Origin of the sequence: Alistipes provencensis (assembly GCF_900083545.1) — a bacterium.
In the GTDB taxonomy this organism is placed as follows: Bacteria; Bacteroidota; Bacteroidia; order Bacteroidales; family Rikenellaceae; genus Alistipes; species Alistipes provencensis.
This window is the reverse complement of record NZ_LT559262.1, coordinates 758951-776077: the sequence shown is the minus strand read 5'-3', so window position 1 is coordinate 776077 and position 17127 is coordinate 758951. Positions and strand designations below refer to the sequence as shown.

At 42.0% G+C, this 17127-nt stretch carries 18 protein-coding genes; 14 read left to right on the top strand and 4 right to left on the bottom strand.

Features of this window, described 5'->3' with window-relative positions:
• Positions 1-21: 21 nt before the first annotated feature.
• From BN5935_RS14840 to BN5935_RS03160, 13 genes are read left to right on the top strand one after another with little or no spacing between them, the layout of a single operon-like run.
• The gene (locus BN5935_RS14840) at positions 22-1455 is read left to right on the top strand and encodes a lipopolysaccharide biosynthesis protein (protein ID WP_147625762.1); all 1434 of its coding nucleotides are present in this window, start codon (positions 22-24) and stop codon (positions 1453-1455) included.
• A complete protein-coding gene (locus BN5935_RS15675) occupies positions 1452-2090 on the top strand; it encodes an acyltransferase (protein WP_082944014.1) in 639 nt (212 codons plus the stop codon). The genes BN5935_RS14840 and BN5935_RS15675 overlap by 4 nt, the downstream gene beginning before the upstream one ends.
• Positions 2080-3210: a glycosyltransferase gene (locus BN5935_RS14830; RefSeq protein WP_082944013.1), complete on the top strand. Its 1131-nt coding sequence runs from the start codon at positions 2080-2082 to the stop codon at positions 3208-3210. The genes BN5935_RS15675 and BN5935_RS14830 overlap by 11 nt, the downstream gene beginning before the upstream one ends.
• The gene (locus BN5935_RS14825; RefSeq protein WP_082944012.1) at positions 3194-3766 is read left to right on the top strand and encodes an acyltransferase; all 573 of its coding nucleotides are present in this window, start codon (positions 3194-3196) and stop codon (positions 3764-3766) included. The genes BN5935_RS14830 and BN5935_RS14825 overlap by 17 nt, the downstream gene beginning before the upstream one ends.
• A complete protein-coding gene (locus BN5935_RS03185) occupies positions 3766-4950 on the top strand; it encodes an O-antigen ligase family protein (RefSeq protein ID WP_064974822.1) in 1185 nt (394 codons plus the stop codon). The genes BN5935_RS14825 and BN5935_RS03185 overlap by 1 nt, the downstream gene beginning before the upstream one ends.
• The gene (locus BN5935_RS03180) at positions 4940-5998 is read left to right on the top strand and encodes a glycosyltransferase (RefSeq protein ID WP_064974821.1); all 1059 of its coding nucleotides are present in this window, start codon (positions 4940-4942) and stop codon (positions 5996-5998) included. The genes BN5935_RS03185 and BN5935_RS03180 overlap by 11 nt, the downstream gene beginning before the upstream one ends.
• Before the next feature lie 2 nt (positions 5999-6000).
• Positions 6001-6831 (top strand): glycosyltransferase family 2 protein, encoded by an 831-nt coding sequence (locus BN5935_RS14820; protein WP_162272055.1) that lies wholly within the window; start codon positions 6001-6003, stop codon positions 6829-6831.
• 54 nt (positions 6832-6885) lie between these two features.
• Entirely contained in the window at positions 6886-7881 is a 996-nt protein-coding gene (locus tag BN5935_RS03175; protein WP_064974820.1) for a GNAT family N-acetyltransferase, read from the top strand.
• A 1-nt stretch (position 7882) separates the two neighbouring features.
• A complete protein-coding gene (locus BN5935_RS14815) occupies positions 7883-8626 on the top strand; it encodes a polysaccharide deacetylase family protein (RefSeq protein ID WP_082944010.1) in 744 nt (247 codons plus the stop codon).
• A 30-nt stretch (positions 8627-8656) separates the two neighbouring features.
• Entirely contained in the window at positions 8657-9646 is a 990-nt protein-coding gene (locus tag BN5935_RS14810) for a glycosyltransferase family 2 protein (RefSeq protein WP_082944009.1), read from the top strand.
• A gap of 4 nt (positions 9647-9650) precedes the next feature.
• Complete coding sequence (locus BN5935_RS03170; RefSeq protein WP_064974819.1) at positions 9651-10154, top strand: acyltransferase; 504 nt, start codon at positions 9651-9653, stop codon at positions 10152-10154.
• A gap of 9 nt (positions 10155-10163) precedes the next feature.
• Complete coding sequence (locus BN5935_RS14805; RefSeq protein WP_082944008.1) at positions 10164-10766, top strand: sugar transferase; 603 nt, start codon at positions 10164-10166, stop codon at positions 10764-10766.
• 1 nt (position 10767) lies between these two features.
• Positions 10768-12015, top strand: a complete 1248-nt coding sequence (locus tag BN5935_RS03160) for a DegT/DnrJ/EryC1/StrS family aminotransferase (RefSeq protein WP_064974817.1) — start codon at positions 10768-10770, stop codon at positions 12013-12015.
• Positions 12016-12552: 537 nt separating this feature from the next.
• Here the strand turns inward: BN5935_RS03160 and BN5935_RS03155 are convergent.
• The 4 genes from BN5935_RS03155 to BN5935_RS03140 all read right to left on the bottom strand — a co-directional run bounded on the left by BN5935_RS03155 (position 12553) and on the right by BN5935_RS03140 (position 15901).
• Positions 12553-14175: an SUMF1/EgtB/PvdO family nonheme iron enzyme gene (locus BN5935_RS03155; RefSeq protein ID WP_235820993.1), complete on the bottom strand. Its 1623-nt coding sequence runs from the start codon at positions 14173-14175 to the stop codon at positions 12553-12555.
• Positions 14176-14212: 37 nt separating this feature from the next.
• Positions 14213-15106 carry an SMP-30/gluconolactonase/LRE family protein gene (locus BN5935_RS03150; protein ID WP_064974816.1) on the bottom strand — a complete coding sequence of 298 codons (894 nt, stop codon included), beginning with the start codon at positions 15104-15106 and terminating at the stop codon, positions 14213-14215.
• On the bottom strand, positions 15103-15432 hold the full coding sequence (locus BN5935_RS03145; protein WP_147625761.1) for a hypothetical protein: 330 nt from the start codon (positions 15430-15432) through the stop codon (positions 15103-15105). Before BN5935_RS03145 ends, BN5935_RS03150 begins: the two co-directional genes overlap by 4 nt.
• A gap of 70 nt (positions 15433-15502) precedes the next feature.
• Positions 15503-15901, bottom strand: coding sequence for a DUF6515 family protein (locus tag BN5935_RS03140; protein WP_064974814.1), 399 nt, complete (start codon positions 15899-15901; stop codon positions 15503-15505).
• Between the two features lie 155 nt (positions 15902-16056).
• Here BN5935_RS03140 and BN5935_RS03135 point away from each other — a divergent pair, with 155 nt between their 5' ends.
• Positions 16057-17127, top strand: a complete 1071-nt coding sequence (locus BN5935_RS03135; protein WP_235820992.1) for a sensor histidine kinase — start codon at positions 16057-16059, stop codon at positions 17125-17127.

Below are 17127 nucleotides of genomic sequence, written 5' to 3'. Positions count from 1 at the left end.
TTGTTTAGTCTCTTCGGAATTATGGCCAGTTTAGGAAAAACTTTTGTTGCAGGTGTAATTTGGGGGACGATTGAAAAATTCGCCTCATTATTTATAGGATTCTTCATCACTGTTCTACTTGCCAGAAAATTGACCCCGGCAGATTATGGATTAGTCAATATGATCCATATATTTACCGTTTTCGGAATGGTGTTAATCGATGGTGGGTTTGGACAGGCTCTCATTCAAAAACGAGATGTATCAAACAAAGATTATAGTACAATTTTTTTCTTAAACATTCTTTTAAGTTTAGCCGTTTTTGTTGTATTGTATTATTTAGCACCATTTATCGCAGAATTCTATCGACAACCCTCATTAATAAGTATATCTCGCACTCTTTTTCTCTTATTCCCAATTAATGCATTCAGTATAATACAACATACCCTTTTAACGAAACAACTTAAAGTGAAGCAACTCACATTGGTATCTGTGGTTTCTTCTTTAATATCAGGGTTTGTTGGTTTGTATTATGCTTATAGCGGTTACGGAGTTTGGGCTCTTGTATATCAAACATTAACCTTATATATAGTAAGGACTCTTACTTTATGGATAATTAATGACTGGAGGCCAGTCATTAAATTCAGTTTTTACTCAATTCGAACAATTTGGAATTTCAGCATTAATCTTCTAGGCACTTTCGCTCTGGCATCGATATTTCAAAATATCTATACGGTTATAATCGGTCGTTTCTTTAATGTTGTAGATGTGGGTTATTATAATCAGGCTTTTAGATTTGAAAATATTGCGACTGGTACTGTAATGTCTGCTGTACAAAGAGTGAGTTTTCCTGCTTTTGCTGAGTTGCAAAATGACATGGATCGACTGCGGAGTGCATATAAAAAGGTCATCAATGTGACAATGTACCTACATCTGCCGATAATGCTTGGTATTGCAGCTATAGGTCACGACTTATTTGAGGTCCTTTTAACTGAGAAATGGCTTCCGTCAGTCCCATATTTTCACCTCTTATGTATCACTAGTTCCCTGTATCCTATGCATATGATTAATGTTAATGTGATTAAGGCGCTAGGGAAAGGACGGCTCTATTTTAGGCTAAATCTCCTTAAATACTTATTGATGACCATATTCATTATTCTTACAATAAAACAGTCAATAATTGCCGTTCTTTTAGGATATGTCATTGCAACAATTAGCAGTTGTTTATTTATTACCTATTACTGTGGAAAAGAGATAAAATATTCGATATATTCTCAATTCAAGGAACTTATACCAATATTTACTACAACAGGAGTGATGGTTTGTTTGGTATTAAGTTGTAGGTTCATGAATATACAACCTACAATACGTCTGTTTGTTGAGATTTTAATAGGAATTGCTAGTTATGCCGGCCTATCTTACATATTTAAATTAGACGCATTTACCCATTTAGTTAATCTTGTAAAAAAACAATTATGATTTCATTTATACTCAAACTAATAGAGTTGCCAGGCAAATGGTATAACTGCCATCAGGCTCATAAGAATGCAACATTTACTGGAAAAGCTCAAATTCTTCGTCATGCACATATACGTCCATTTAGAGGCTCAACGGCTAAAGACATCATTATTGGCAATGATTTTAGGTTTTTTTCCGGAACAATTTGTTCACAGAATCAAGGGAAAATTACAATTGGAGAGCATTGTCACATTGGATTTGATTGCAAAATATTGTGTAGCAATTCTATTAATATGGGGGATTATGTCCGTTTAGCTGATAATATTACTGTGTGCGATAATAATAATCATCCGGTCAATCCCCAAGATCGTGCATTGATGTACAAAACTCCATGGGACTCTGAATATCGCGGATGGAAATATAGTCAATCGGCTCCGATTATCATAGAGAATTATGTGTGGATTGGAAGCAATGTCCGTATTTGTAAAGGGGTAAAAATTGGACAAGGAGCAGTAATTGCTGCTTGTAGTGTCGTTACAAAAGATGTTCCTGCTAATAGTATTGCTGCTGGCAACCCTGCAAAAATAGTAAAAACAGACATAGATCAATTACCTCGGTTGCTTTCTGATGACATATTAGAACAATATGGGAAATAATCACAACTCGCTCCCTACAATTGTTGAAATAATCGGAATGGGAGCAAAAAAATATGGTGGATTTGAAAAATTCATCATTGAGGAATGCAGGCAGCTCAAATCGATGGGGTGCCATTTAATTGTCTGTTTTTCCATAGAACCCGCATGTCAGGATTATATCAATGACCTGAAATCTATTGGAGGTGAATATCGTGTAATACCGTTCAAAAGTCATTTTCAGCATTATCAAGCCATTCGGAAGCTGATTAAACAATATCTTACAATTGCCATACATACAAATTTTTCGAGTTGTGGGTTTTCTGCAATGTTAGCGGCGATAAGTTGCAGGGTTAAGTATCGTATTGCAACGCAGCATTGCCTTCCATCTTTGGATACATTTAAGTCTCGAATTATTTATAGTATGGAGACCTTAATATGCACAAAATATTTGTGTGTATCGCAAGCTTCTACTGATGCAATGTGCAACGGGTTGTGGTGGGGGAAGAAAAAAGTAGTAACAGAGTATCTTGGGGTTGAAGATTTTTTTTACGATAAGCGTGAAATGATTTCAAAATATACATTGGCTGTGGACAAAATAAAGATTGCCAATGTAGCCTATCATAACCCCGTTAAAGGTGTGGATATTCTCTTGAAAGCCATAGATATACTTGTTCATAAAAAGCAAATAGCAAACTTTCAAATAGTACAAATCGGCGGGGGGCAGAATCCGGAACAAACAGAAACTTTGCATCAATTGGAAGCACAATTGCACATTAGTGATTATATTCGTTGGATTGGTGTAATAGATACAGTTCCTGAATTGCTTTCCGCATGTGATATATATTGTCAGCCATCTCGTTCTGAAGGAATTCCTCTTTCTATTATGGAGGCATCTCTTGCAAATATTCCTACAATAGGGACTCGTGTCGGTGGCATTGTAGAGAGTGTTCGGAATGGTGTAACCGGAATACTTATAGACAAGGAGAACCCACAACAACTGGCTGAAGCGATGGAATATTTGATCAACTCAGAATCATTACGCATTCAAATGGGGAATGCTGCCGGGAATCATGCTCGTCAAAAATTCCAATTAAAATCTAATGTGACCAATTTGCTTCGTCATTATGGCATCAACATATAATCGTCCATATAGTAATAAGCCAGGAGATCATAAAACTAAGCTAATATGGCTTGCATTATACTATGGCCTCGCTATACATCTTCCCAGCAGTTATAGTTTTATGGGTAAATTATTTCGAGCAAAAGCTATTCGATATACAATATGCAAACATATTTTTTTGAAGTGTGGGAAAAATGTAAATATTGAGCATGGGTGCAACTTTGGATCAGGGTTAGAAATCGAAATAGGAGATAATTCCGGCATGGGAATAAATTGTATGTTACCGTCCAATGTCAAAATAGGGGATAATGTAATGATGGGACCGCAATGTTTTTTCCTCGCGTTTAATCATGCGTATAAAGATAAATCAAAAAGTATTCGGTCACAAGGTTATACAGACAAAAAAGTTACTCGCATCGGCAATGATGTATGGATCGGTCGTGAAGTTTTATTCACTCCTGGCCGGACGGTAAAAGATGGAACTGTAATAGCAGCACGGTCTGTAGTATGTAAAGATTTTGCGTCCTATTCGGTTATAGGTGGAAATCCAGCCAGATTGATCACAACTCGAGAATAATGGGGAAAATAATATATATCTTGACAATTCTATATATTGGGCTTATTCCAATGGAGGCAATCACTATTGCTGAAGATATATCTTATGGACGGATTGTATTCATTTTATTGTTTGCGGCAAGTTTATTCGATATTTCGAGTTGCTATAAAATAAAAACAACAGAGCAGCCCCACATTGTAATTTTATTTTCATTCATATTCTATTGTTTCATTTCGATCATCTGGAGTTACGATCAAGATGAGACGTTGCATAGAGTACAACTACTGATTCAATATATGATTGTCACAGTGTTGGCAACTAATGTAATATGTGATTATAAAAGGCTGAAATGGGCAATGGTAGCATTTTGTTTAGGATGCGGGTATATAGGAATTGCAAGTTTAGGGGAGTATCAAGTAAACTCGGCTGTCGATATGAGTTATCGATCTGAATTTACGACAGGAAACCCTAATGAAAATGCGTTCATGATAAATTACGCGATAATTTTTTTATTGATAATTTCAACAAATTTATCTCGTACCAAACGAATGCTTAATATACTATGTATAATAGGAATTGCAATATTCAGCTATTTCATTCTAATTTTAGGTTCGCGGAACGGTATAATAATGTTGGCAACGACATTATTATTTTATTCAATTCCGAAAATTTGGAAGAAAAATAATTTGAAGTCCGTCCTCTCTGTATTAATATTGATACTTGGAATCCTATATTTCTTTTTTGCCCTTCCGGAAGCCGTTCAGGAACGTTATTTAGGTATTCAAGATCAAATAGCAGAGAATGAAATGGCTGGACGAGGCTATATTTGGAGTAAAATATTTGATATGCTAAGCCTACCCGACTTTCCAATAATCAAAGGAACAGGATGGGGGACATTTATAACCGTTTTCTCTCAATATTCCGGTCTGAAAATTGGAGCGCATAATTTTTATCTGAATCTATTAACAACTACTGGTATAATCGGACTATCTTTAGTTTTATATTATTTATCCCGCCTGTTTTTATATCTTAAATCGATCAAGATTAAAAACAAATCAGTTTACTATCTCTTATTGATTATACCTCTTATTTCCATGCTTACAACCAATTGGGAATCTCGTAAGTGGTGGTTTATTATATCTGTATTTATATACGCATTATACCGTCTGAATAAGACTAATTTATTACCTTATAATGAAGCATAGAATCTTATTCGTTGGCACATCAGTAAATGGAGGTGGTGCAGAACGAGTATTCATTAATATTATCAATAGTTTGGACCTGTCCAAATATGAAATCAAGGTGTTTTATACTTGCACATTTGAAAAGTGTAATATTAATCCGCAGATTCCTATAACTTTTGCGGATAAATCGCATATGCGACAAGCGCTGAAACAGTTGTGTGAGTTAATACGCGAATTTCGACCTCATAGTGTATTTACCTCGCATGGCACAATCGCGTATATGTTGCCAATTGTGCGATTTTTGACAAGGATTAATTTTAGAATCTATACTCGTGTTGCTGTTACGCCTTCTGAAATATATGAAACGAGCATTAAAGGAAAGCTACTGCATTATATTTATCCGTTATTTTACAGAAAAATGGATATAGTGATTGCTCAAACCGAGTATATGCGCCAAGATATTATAAAAAATTATGGGTTATCACCTCAAAAAGTAAAGGTCATTTTCAATCTAATTGACAAAGACTATGTGAGTGCGCAATCTCAAAAACCAATTGCTGAAAATATTTCCAAGTCAGAATTTAATATAATAGCAGTAGGAGCCCTTTATTCCGTTAAAGGTTTTGATATTTTAATAGAAGCCATTACTCCATTGATTAAATCGGATCATAATATAAAGGTTAGAATCCTTGGAGAAGAACGTTATGAGGCAGGATACCGCAACTATTTACAATCTTTGATTGATAAAAAAGGTCTACATGAAAATATAATATTAATGGGGCATAAACCTAACCCCTACCCATATATCAAGGCATCAGATCTTTTCATAATGTCTTCTCGTACAGAAGGTTTCCCCAATGTAGTTCTTGAAGCACTAACGTTAAACGTGCCGGTAGTTGCTTCTAATTGTGTTGATTTCAACACAATCATATATGAGGGTATTAATGGTTATGTTGTTGAGAAAAACAGCATAGAATCCCTTCAAAATGGAATAAAAAGAGCATTGACGACTTCTTTTAATATGTCTGCCATTTGCATCAATAATTTTAATTATAACACATTGTTTTAGCATTGGAACCAATAAAGGTCTCTGTCATAATTCCCTCCTATAAACCTCAGGATTATTTATGGGAATGCCTTAAATCTATACAAATTCAAACAATGCCGCAGGAGGAGTTTGAAGTGATTCTTATTTTAAATGGATGTCGTGAACCGTATTCTAAAAAAATAGAATTATTCATATCAAAGCATTCTATAGGAAACCTAACAATGCTTCAAACAGATACTCCAGGCGTTTCAAATGCTCGAAATATAGGTATTGATAACGCGAGGGGAGAGTTCTTGACGTTTATCGATGATGATGATTATATTTCTCCTACTTATCTCCAAGAGTTATATAATATTGCAAAAGATGGTATAACTCCTGTGAGCAATGTAATAGCTTTCAATCATGTTACGAGGGAATATGAAACTAACTATCTCACAGAATGTTATAAAAATTTGCACAATAAAAATAAAATCACAATCATGCAAGCCCGATCCTACATGTCGGTGCCAGTTGCAAAAATCTTATCCAAAAATGCAATAGGAATACGCAGATTTGATCCGAGGTTCAAAGTCGGAGAAGATGGCTTATTCATGTTTCAGATATCCAATAAAATAAAAATATTGAAAGCGGCATCTCCAAATTGTGTATACTACCGTCGAAATCGAGATGGTTCTGCTATAAATCGCTTAAGACCAAGAGGCCAACGGTTAAAAAATAACCTTAATTTGATAATTAATTATACTAGATACTATTTACAAGATATTCGCCATTATAATATCCTTTTTTATATCTCACGCCTTATTGCAGAAATGATATCAATGACATTTGCCGTAAGAGGGAAGATTCAACAATGAAATAGTTGAATCTTGAATTATAAAAAGCGAAAACTGATATCTAAATAATCAAATATGTACAAATTTACAATCTGCGAAGAGAATGATATTCCATGGACTCAAATAGAATCTTGTTCGGATTCTAATATTTTCCATACAAGAGATTGGATGAAATTCTTGATTGTATGTAAAGGTTTGAAACCGTTTGTTGTCCGAATTTATCTCGAAGAAAAACTCATTGGTTTCTTTATTGGATATAAGTTCAAAAAAATTGGTTTGAATATCATTGGGTCTCCATTTGAAGGCTGGACAACAAGTTATCAAGGAATATGTTCGTTATATTCACTCAATAAAAAACAACGTATCTCTATTTACAAGAAATTTTCTGAGTTTTGTTTAAAATACTGTATTCTTCTTCAGTTTTCAGACTGGAATTTAGACAACCAAGATGCAATAGGTCATTTTAAAAACTTTAATTTCCAAAGCAGTTATTATTTGGATCTTTCTCCTGATATTGATATTCTTTTCAAAAGTTTTAAACAGAAATCATGTCAATATGCTATCCACAAGGCGCAAAAATTGGGAGTTAAAATTCAAGTTCCAGAGCACCTCCATGAATTTGCTGAAGAATATTATAATGAATTAGTTGATGTTTTCTCTAAACAAGGTTTAACTCCCACTTATTCAGTCGATCACGTCAAGTATTTACTTGATAATGTATCGCCATGTCATCGTATTTTGTTGGAAGCTAGACACCCTGAAACCAATATATGTATAGCTACAATCATATTTATTTACCATAACCATATGGCTTTTTATTGGGGAGCGGCAAGTTACCGAGCTTATCAGAAATATTGTCCCAATGAATTGCTAATGTTTGAAGCTATTAAACTAATGAAGGAAGCCGGGATATCCCTATTGGAAATGGAAGGTATTCGACCATACAAAGAAAAATATAATCCTATCCAATATTCCAAACCTCAAATTTTAATTGCAAAATATCCATTTGTTATACCTATGAAAAATTTTGCAAAAAAAGCTTTTTATTCTATCAGAAAGTTCAAAAAATAGTATGGTAAAAATAGCGCTGATGTATCACGATTTATATATTCAGTCGGGTACAGAGAGTGGATTCCAAAACGAAAGTGCTTTCCAATATAAAATTCAAGTAGATGAGTTCGAAAAGCATGTTAAAGCAGTAGTTGATTATTGCCGTGAACATATAGAAATACAAGTTGATTTTACATTTGATGATGGAGGTGTGTCATTTTTAACTTTAGCAGCTCCGATATTGGAAAAATATGGTCTCAAAGGAACATTTTTCATTAGTACAGAATATATAAATACACCTCTTTTTCTAACATCAGCTCAACTGCAAGAGCTATCAGACAGAGGGCATCATATAGGGTCACATGCTCACTCTCATAAACCGTTAACAGCATTATCAGAAAATGAGATCACAAAAGAGTGGGCAAATTCTGTTAATTTAATAAAACCATATATAACAGCGAATATTAGTGCATCCATACCTAATGGAGATGAAAATTCAATCGTGAGGAAAAGGGCTTTAGAAGCAGGAATAAATAAGCTTTATACCTCTGTTCCTACCACTCAAGTAAAGCGTTCCTATGGAGTACCCATATTCGGGCGTTATGTAATATATCAAGGCATGACTTCAACAGATGTTATTGCAATTATCTCCAACAAACATCACCGAAATAAACTATTTCTTAAATGGAAATTGTTGTCTTTGTCCAAAAATATTTTAGGAAATAAATATAATAAGATCAAAGTATTGTTATTTAAGCGCAATTAACAATCTATTCATAATTATATAATTTACATAATGTTAAGTGTTATATGCCCAATCTACAATGAGGAAAAATACATTCGTCAGTGCATAGACTCTGTATTATCACAGGACTATCCATACAACGATCTGGAGGTACTCTTTGTGGATGGTATGAGCACTGATTGTACTCGGGCGATCGTCACTGAATACACTAAACAATATTCGCATATTCGGTTGATTGACAATCCCCATAAGATTGTTCCGCGTGCAATGAATATTGGTATACATGCTTCAAAAGGTAATATAATCATTCGCCTTGATGCTCATGCGAGTTATCAACCTGACTATTTTTCTGTTTTATATCGATATTCGTGTGAACTTCGTGTTGAAAATGTTGGCGTGGTCTGTAAAACAGACGTTTTGAATAAAACACCAAAGACTTTGGCGATTCGGGAAGTATTGAGTAATAAATTTGGAGTTGGAAACTCTGCATTCAGAACCGGGATTAATCAAATTATGGAGGTCGATACAGTTCCATTTGGTTGCTGGCCTCGTAGTGTGTTTGATAGATATGGATTATATGACGAGCGCTTAATTCGCAATCAAGACATTGAGCTAAATAAGCGAATAAAGCATGGCGGAGGTAAAATCGTAATCGTTCCGGACACCTATTGCACTTATTTGGCACGCGAAACGTTCAGTGGATTGGCAAAGAATAATTTTGGAAACGGCAAGTGGAACATTCTGACTGTTTATTACACAGGACAGTTGCGGTCGCTCTCCTTGCGCCATTTTATCCCGTTGATTTTTCTCATATCACTCATATTGCCGGTACTTGTGTCATTCATTTGGCCACCATTAGGATTGGTCGCTATTTTATCAATCGTAGGATATTTATTTGCAGTAGGGACAATTAGTGGAATGCTCGCACATAGAAAAGGCTTGCATTTTGGTTATCTTTTATGGAGTTTTATCGTTTTACATCTATCCTATGGATGGGGCTCGTTGTGCGGACTCATTAGCGTAATATTTAACAAAAAATAAGCATATGGCTCAGAGAGAGACAGTAGCCTCTTTTCTTTGGCGTAAAGTCAGAAAAACTCCCCCCCCCTATTATTGTTACTATTCACTCCTCACCATTTTATTGAAGCCGGTACGGAAATGGTTTTCTGCGGTATTTATTCCTTCCATACCGTTCAATGGTCTGCGTGTACAATGTTATAGGTGGTGCGGCTATAAAATCGGAAAGAACACATTCATCGGCATGCGTTGTTATTTCGATGATATGTGCTTTGATCTCATAGAAATCGGTGAGAATGTCACTATCTCTTATGGCGTCTATTTTGCTTGTCATGGTAAAAACCAAGGACACCATAAAATTACGATTCAAGATGGTGCTTATATCGGTATGAGAGCCTCGGTGATAGCACGGACCGATATCGAAATCGGTAAACACGCCATTATCGGGGCACAGACATTGGTCGATAAAACTATTCCGGCCAATCGCACTGCTGTCGGTATTCCCTGCCGTATTTTACCCGACAAAAACTAATATTGAGTAATGAAATACCTTTTTGACCGGACGGCTTCATTGGTCGGGCTGTTGGTTCTTTGGCCTATATTGATAGTTATCTCCCTCTTGATCAAAATGAAGATGCCGGGAGGTCCGGTGATTTTCAAGCAGCGACGTGTAGGCCGGAATGGGAAACTCTTTACGATGTATAAGTTCCGGTCGATGACCGTCTGCCATTCGGGAAGTTCTGTATCTGTGGCCGGAGAGAGTCGAATCACACCATTTGGAAGTATCTTGAGAAAGTATAAACTAGACGAACTTCCGGAACTTTGGAATGTTCTGAAAGGCGACATGAGCTTTGTCGGGCCCCGTCCTGATGTCCCGGGATATGCGGATCGACTTCAGGGCGAAGATCGTCTCATTCTGAAACTTCGCCCCGGAATCACAGGTCCGGCCTCGCTGAAATATGCCAATGAAGAGGAAATCTTGGCTTTGGTTTCCAATCCGGTGAAATATAACGATGAGGTAATTTTTCCGGATAAAGTACGAATCAACCTCAATTACTACCATAAACATACATTCTGGGGTGATATCCGATTGATTTTTCAGACAATATTCCGATCCTATGAATTAGCGGAAATACCTAAATAAAATGGCACAAAACAGAATTTACCTCTGCTTGGCCCATATGTCAGGCAAGGAACAGCAATTTATCAAAGAGGCATTCGATACGAACTGGGTGGTTCCATTGGGTCCGAATGTCAATGCTTTCGAAGAGGACCTGAAACAATTCACCGGCGGCAACAAAGAGGTCGTCGCGCTCGCGTCCGGCACAGCCGCTGTGCATCTGGCCCTGCTGGCCTGCGGAGTAGGGCCGGGCGATGAGGTAATAGTACAGAGTTTTACATTCTGTGCCTCTTCTCATCCTGTGACTTACCTTGGCGCCACTCCGGTTTTCGTCGACTCTGAAGCTGAAACATGGAACATGGACCCAACTTTGCTTGAAAAGGCTATCAAAGAACGTATCGCAAAGACCGGTAAGAAACCGAAGGCGATCGTTCCGGTTGCACTATACGGCATGCCTTACAAAATCGACGAGATTATGGCGATTGCCGATAAATACGACATTCCCGTCATTGAAGATGCCGCCGAAGGTTTCGGTTCAAAGTTCGACGGGCAGGTCCTCGGAACGTTCGGCCAATATGGTGTTCTATCGTTCAACGGCAATAAGATGATCACTACATCGGGTGGTGGGGCATTGATTTGCCCGGATGCCGAGGTGAAAAAAGAGATCATGTTCTACGCTACACAGGCTCGTGAAGCATATCCTTATTATCAGCACGAACACATCGGCTACAACTATCGAATGTCAAACATATGCGCCGGAATCGGCCGTGGCCAAATGACCGTTGCTGATGACCACATCGTCCATCACAAACACGTCTGCCAACTCTATAAAGAGCTATTGGCCGGAGTGGAAGGAATTGAACTCCATGAGAATCCGTCACCTCGTTATGACAGCAACTATTGGCTCTGTACGATTCTGCTTGCCCCCACACTACACGTCAGAGGCGAGGAGCATGCTTACGAAACAGCCATACAAGGAGCCGTAGGCGGAGCAGCCGGAGTTACGCACGAAGCGAAGACGTTGCATACCGACTGTGAGCCGAACACGAACGTCGAGGCGATGCGTATGGCATTGGATGCCGCAGGAATCGAATCGCGCCCCTTGTGGAAACCGATGCATTTGCAGCCAGTTTATGCAAAGAATCCGGCTTATGTGAACGGCGTAAGTGAATCCTTATTCAAACAGGGGCTGTGCTTGCCCAGCGGTCCCTATGTGTCGGATGAGGATGTACATTATATCGTCGACCAGATTAAGGAAAACATTGTCAGATAACTATCGACAGAAACTCGAAAATCAAATTGATTTTTTCCTCAGATCAACTGTTGGAAATATCAAAAATAATTCGTATTTTTGTATCATAGCATAGAGATGTAATGAGGAGTAAAACAATCGCGTGACCTCAAAAACAAAGAGCAGTTATAACATATTGATACATAAAGAACAAAGACAATAGGTCCGAGTTCCGTTTTCCGCTCGGAAGCAGACGATTAAATCCTTGCAATAAGCTAATCAGCGAGTTGTGAGGATTTTTCGTTTGTGGCGGTTAACGATCTGTTGACCGATCTTCTGCACAGCTTTGCTGCAAATCTTCATCTTAATAAAGAACTCGTTAGCACAAATATACGGTAAAAATTAATATAAATCAACATAGATTTCGATTTTACACGCTACCCGCTCTGCCTGCATTTTTTGCTGTAATGCCCATTTTACATTTCTCTTGACGAATCGGGGCGCTTATATTAACAGTTATTAAATATAAAGTGCAGCTCATACTAAAAATGAACTGCACTTTTTGGGATGAAAGGGGTGTCAGAAATCGGTCCTGACCACCCGGAAACCGACATTGGCGTAGCCCTGTGTCCCGATTCTCACATCATCCGATTTTTCGCTGCGGCAGTCATCCCTGCTGGAATCCCAACTGCCTCCTTTGATAATATACGAGCCGCTTGCGTCCGTCGAGGAGGTCCACTCCCAGCAGTTGCCCCAGAAGTCGATGCCTCCGCAGGCTCCGGTCGTCTGGCTGTAAGCATCCACCGCCGTCAATCCGGATTCCACACGTCCGGCATTCATGACGACATCCTTCGGCATGTGTCCTGCGCCCAGCACCCACTCTTCGTCGGTGGGAAGCCGATAGGTGTGCGTGTTGTCTTGGGCCGTGAGCCAGTCGCAGTAAGCCGTGGCTTCAGCAATCGTGATGTTCACCACCGGATAGTTTTCTTTGTCCGCATCGTAAACGAAATCCGCTTTGAATGCGGCGTATTCGGCGTTTGTCACAGGTGCATAGCCGATGTAGGCATTCGGAGCCGAAGCACCGCGCAGCACCATCCATGCGTCGTTCGGGTCGTCGTCGGCTCGCGGGTCGATAAGCCGCAGGAACTGCTGTCCGAGCCGAATATCCCGATTCTCGACCATCTCATCCACAATGCCCTGCATCTCTTCCACGAGGTCGGGGGTTTTCGCTTCCCGCTCCAGTTCACGGAGTTTTGCTTTCTTGCGAGCCACGACTTTGTCGTAGCGGAGTCCCATCTGGGCCAACAACGCCTGTTTGTTCTCTTCCGTCGGATCTTTCTGATACTGACGCAAAAGGGCGCTTGTGGTGGCATCCAGTTCCGGGCGTTCCTCTTCCACGAGCGGTGCATCCGGGTCGTCGAACTCCAGTTCGCTCTCCACCAAATCGGCTGGGGTTATATAATCGGCCCGTTCCACCGTCTGATGCACGCCGAAATAGTGGGCGACCAAGCCGTCTTTATAGATGGAAAGCCGGTACCCGCCATAAAGGTCGCAAGGCAGGGCGGAGATATAATAGTCTTTGCCGGAAGTGAAGCCGAAATCATCGGTGGCGTTGAAAACCAGCATGGAGGCAGCGTTTTTCATTTCAACGACTACGGGTTTTCCCTGTTCGTTCCACTTTATCATGGCCGTACCACCCAAGGCGTAGCCGTCGACACTTTCCAACTCGACCTTTGTTACGCCTGACATCTGAAAGTTCAGTTTTATGCCGCCGCCGATGGCCTGAAAAGTCAGGGACTCGGAGACCGTGCGGGCCACCGATACGGCGGCTTTTGCATCGTAGCTGTCGCTCTCAGCCGTTTGTGCGGCGGGAACGGTTACGGTCACGCTTTCACGGTCGGAAGATACCGCGCTCTCTGCGGGGTACACGCCATACAAGGGATTGCTGTCGGTGAACGTGCCTTCGACGGAGCCGGAAAGCCCCGATGTGCCGCCGGACGCCAGCGTGGAAACGCTGGCCGCTTGTCCGTCGTGAAACAACATGATAACGTCACCGGTATTCCAACTGTCATGAAGTCCGTCGGCGATGGCTGCGGTAAGGCTATTCCCGGCAGGATCTTGCTCCTGTTCAAAAGTATTGTCCTTCGAGCACGATACGAGGGCAAGCAGTGCCGCAAAGCAAAATAAGGTGCTGGTTTTCATATTTCCGTATATTTTATCTTTGTTTTTGAATCATGCCTTAATAGGTCAAACGTACCCTGTACAATGACTGGCTTGCCGCTACGAAAAGGGCGTTTCCATCGTCTTCCCCGAAGCACAGATTACGAATCCGGTCCTTTGCCGAGAATGTAATGCGTTCTTTTTGCGCTCCTTCCGGGGAAAGTACGACTACACCTCCCGCAGAGAAAGCGATGAAAAGACAGCCGCTCTTATGGCAGGCGATGCCGTCGACCTCTCCGTCTCCGACAATCTTGCAGAGCGCCCGCTTGTTCACCGGTTTTCCCGCCGGAGTCAGGTCGAAAACATGGATCGTATTGGAACTGCTCTCGCAAACATAGAGTTTCGAGTGGTCGGGCGAAAGCGCCACGCCGTTGGGCTTCGATAGGGAACCATCGGCAAGGATGGCTTCTTCGCTACCCTTAACGACATAATACACCCCTTCGAAATCCAGTTCCCGATCCTCCGGTTCGACACCGTAATCCGGATCGGTGAAGTATACGGTTCCTTGTTTGCTTACGGCAATATCGTTCGGGCTGTTCAGTTTAAGCCCGTCATACGAGCCGACAACCGATGCGATCTCGCCCTCTTTGCTCAGTACAGCAATGTTTCTGGCCATGTGGCGGCATACCCAAAACCGCGTGCCGTCATAGAAGATGCCGTTCGAATTTTCACTGGGGCTTAAAAAAGTCGTAACGCCGTCACGTTCGGTCCACTTATAAATCTTATTGTCGTTGAGATCGCTGAACAGCAAATAGCCGTCCGCGCACCACGCAGGCCCTTCCGTAAACCGGAATCCGCTTGCCAGAAGTTCCGGTTCCTGCAACATAAACGATTGAAGCTGCTGCCGTTCGCCGCCGTTCGTTTCGCATGAAAGACACAGGATCATCGTTGCGAAAAATAGGTGTTTGCTCATGTCCGGTCTTTTTTGACTTCTGACTGCCCCTTCGCTTTTTCGGTTTTCCGGCGTGCGGCGGCCTCTTTCTGCATCTGGCGATAAATCGTCTCCTGCTCGGCCGTCAGGACCGAGGCGATCTTTTCGTTCAACTCGGCCAATGCTTTCTTGCGCTCTTCGGGAGCGAACTTTCGGGCATTGAACTCGGCGCAGAACATTCGGATCTGCTTTTTCTGTTCGTCGGTCAGTTTCAATTTGGCGTCCATGCGAGCGATGCGCTGCTCGGTGCGCTGTTGCGGCGTCATGCGTTTTCCTGCTGCGCGGGCTGTGCCGCGGCGATCCGGCATGCGGCCAATACGGCCAGCATTGCAAATACGATTTTTTTCATAATACGTTGTTTTTAGGTTTTATCGGTTCTTATTTCATGAATCCCACGACCTCGTATTTCACGCCTTTTTTCGTCGGTACGGCCTTGTAAATCACACCGTCATAGACGAAACGGATGCCGTCGTCAGTCTCGATGGTTTTCACGCCGTACTCAGGCAGTTCGGGAACCTGCATTCCGATCTGGGGCAGGACCACTTCGTACTCCTTGCCGACTTTCCGATAATAGACTCCGGCGGCGTAATAATAAGGTACGTCTCTGAAACGGATTACGATGCAGCGGTGCGGACGCTTCAAAAACCGCATGCCGATATGCCACCGAGGACCTCCGACCCGAATGGTCGCCGTATGAGGGCGGCGGGCTGCGCCTTCGGCCTGCTGAACGATTCCGGCAAACATCATTGCCGCGAGAACCAACACGATCTTTTTCATAGCTACAACAATTTTTCGGTTTGCTGAAACGAAGATAGCCAGTAGAGAGACAGAAAAAACGCCTGCCCCGGAATGTAGTGGCGAACGGCACGAAAACAGGGGCCAACGACCTGCCGGGAATTTTCACGAATGCCCGAATCTTGCTATCTTTGCAAATGGATGAACCGCTGAACAGTATGCGCACGAACAACTGTCTGCCCCTTGTGATCGACTTGGCTTTCTGCCTTGTCCTGCTGCCTTTCATGATCTGGCTGCTGCCGGTCAATCGCTGGGCCGCGAGCAACGCGCCGTTCGTCGTATTGTTCGTGGGGTGGCTTTACGTCGTCTATTTCGCATACCGCTATTATGCCGTTCCGCGCATGTTCCGCGGCCGTCGGCAGATTGTCGCCGCCATTGCCGTTATCGCCGTCACTCTCGTTGTGACGTGGCTTATTTCCCGCTACCGCTTCGAGATTCCCCAGCAGGCCATGCCCCGGATGCGGCCCCGGGCTTATGCTCCCGAAATGACGCCCCGTGCGGGTCTGATGATTCTCCATCAGCGGGCCGTGTGGTTCCTTTATGTCGTCGTCGCGGCATTCAGTTTCGCCGTGGGCACGCTTGCCGAGCTTTACCGCCAGATCGTCGAACGGCAGGCCGCGGAGCACGAACGACGGAAGGCGGAGCTGGCTCTTTACAAAGTCCAGATCAATCCCCATTTCCTCTTCAACACGCTCAATACCCTTTACGGGCTGATGCTGACCGACGTGTCACGGGCCGAGACGGCGTTCATGCAGTTCATGGACCTGACCAAATACATGTACACCAACGCCGAAAAGGATAAGGTTCCCCTCCGGGCCGAGATCGACTACATCCGCCAGTATATCGAGTTGCAGAAAAACCGCATGAACGACCGCACGCATGTTCATTTTTCGATCGAGAAACGCAATGAGCGTCCCGATGCCGCGATCGCCCCGATGATCCTCATCACCTTCGTGGAGAATGCACTTAAATACGGCGTGTCGTCTCATGTGCGGAGCGATATTTTCATCGGTTTGGCCCTCGACGGCGATTGGCTGCATTTTACGACCCGCAATCCGGTCGTCGTGCGTCCGTCCGCCGAGAAGAGCGGCTTCGGCATCGCCAACTGCCGCAAACGGCTCGACCTGCTTTATCCCGGCCGCTATACACTCGAAATCCGGGAAGAAGCGGACGAATACCGCGTAACGCTCGATCTTAAACTGCATTGA

Bases quoted from the DNA above. Each gene is read 5' to 3' on its own strand.
- BN5935_RS14840 (WP_147625762.1), top strand. From the start codon at position 22: ATGGCCAGTTTAGGAAAAACTTTTGTTGCAGGTGTAATTTGGGGGACG.
- BN5935_RS15675 (WP_082944014.1), top strand. From the start codon at position 1,452: ATGATTTCATTTATACTCAAACTAATAGAGTTGCCAGGCAAATGGTAT.
- BN5935_RS14830 (WP_082944013.1), top strand. From the start codon at position 2,080: ATGGGAAATAATCACAACTCGCTCCCTACAATTGTTGAAATAATCGGA.
- BN5935_RS14825 (WP_082944012.1), top strand. From the start codon at position 3,194: ATGGCATCAACATATAATCGTCCATATAGTAATAAGCCAGGAGATCAT.
- BN5935_RS03185 (WP_064974822.1), top strand. From the start codon at position 3,766: ATGGGGAAAATAATATATATCTTGACAATTCTATATATTGGGCTTATT.
- BN5935_RS03180 (WP_064974821.1), top strand. From the start codon at position 4,940: ATGAAGCATAGAATCTTATTCGTTGGCACATCAGTAAATGGAGGTGGT.
- BN5935_RS03175 (WP_064974820.1), top strand. From the start codon at position 6,886: ATGTACAAATTTACAATCTGCGAAGAGAATGATATTCCATGGACTCAA.
- BN5935_RS14815 (WP_082944010.1), top strand. From the start codon at position 7,883: ATGGTAAAAATAGCGCTGATGTATCACGATTTATATATTCAGTCGGGT.
- BN5935_RS14810 (WP_082944009.1), top strand. From the start codon at position 8,657: ATGTTAAGTGTTATATGCCCAATCTACAATGAGGAAAAATACATTCGT.
- BN5935_RS03170 (WP_064974819.1), top strand. From the start codon at position 9,651: ATGGCTCAGAGAGAGACAGTAGCCTCTTTTCTTTGGCGTAAAGTCAGA.
- BN5935_RS14805 (WP_082944008.1), top strand. From the start codon at position 10,164: ATGAAATACCTTTTTGACCGGACGGCTTCATTGGTCGGGCTGTTGGTT.
- BN5935_RS03160 (WP_064974817.1), top strand. From the start codon at position 10,768: ATGGCACAAAACAGAATTTACCTCTGCTTGGCCCATATGTCAGGCAAG.
- BN5935_RS03155 (WP_235820993.1), bottom strand. From the start codon at position 14,175: ATGAAAACCAGCACCTTATTTTGCTTTGCGGCACTGCTTGCCCTCGTA.
- BN5935_RS03150 (WP_064974816.1), bottom strand. From the start codon at position 15,106: ATGAGCAAACACCTATTTTTCGCAACGATGATCCTGTGTCTTTCATGC.
- BN5935_RS03145 (WP_147625761.1), bottom strand. From the start codon at position 15,432: ATGCCGGATCGCCGCGGCACAGCCCGCGCAGCAGGAAAACGCATGACG.
- BN5935_RS03140 (WP_064974814.1), bottom strand. From the start codon at position 15,901: ATGAAAAAGATCGTGTTGGTTCTCGCGGCAATGATGTTTGCCGGAATC.
- BN5935_RS03135 (WP_235820992.1), top strand. From the start codon at position 16,057: ATGGATGAACCGCTGAACAGTATGCGCACGAACAACTGTCTGCCCCTT.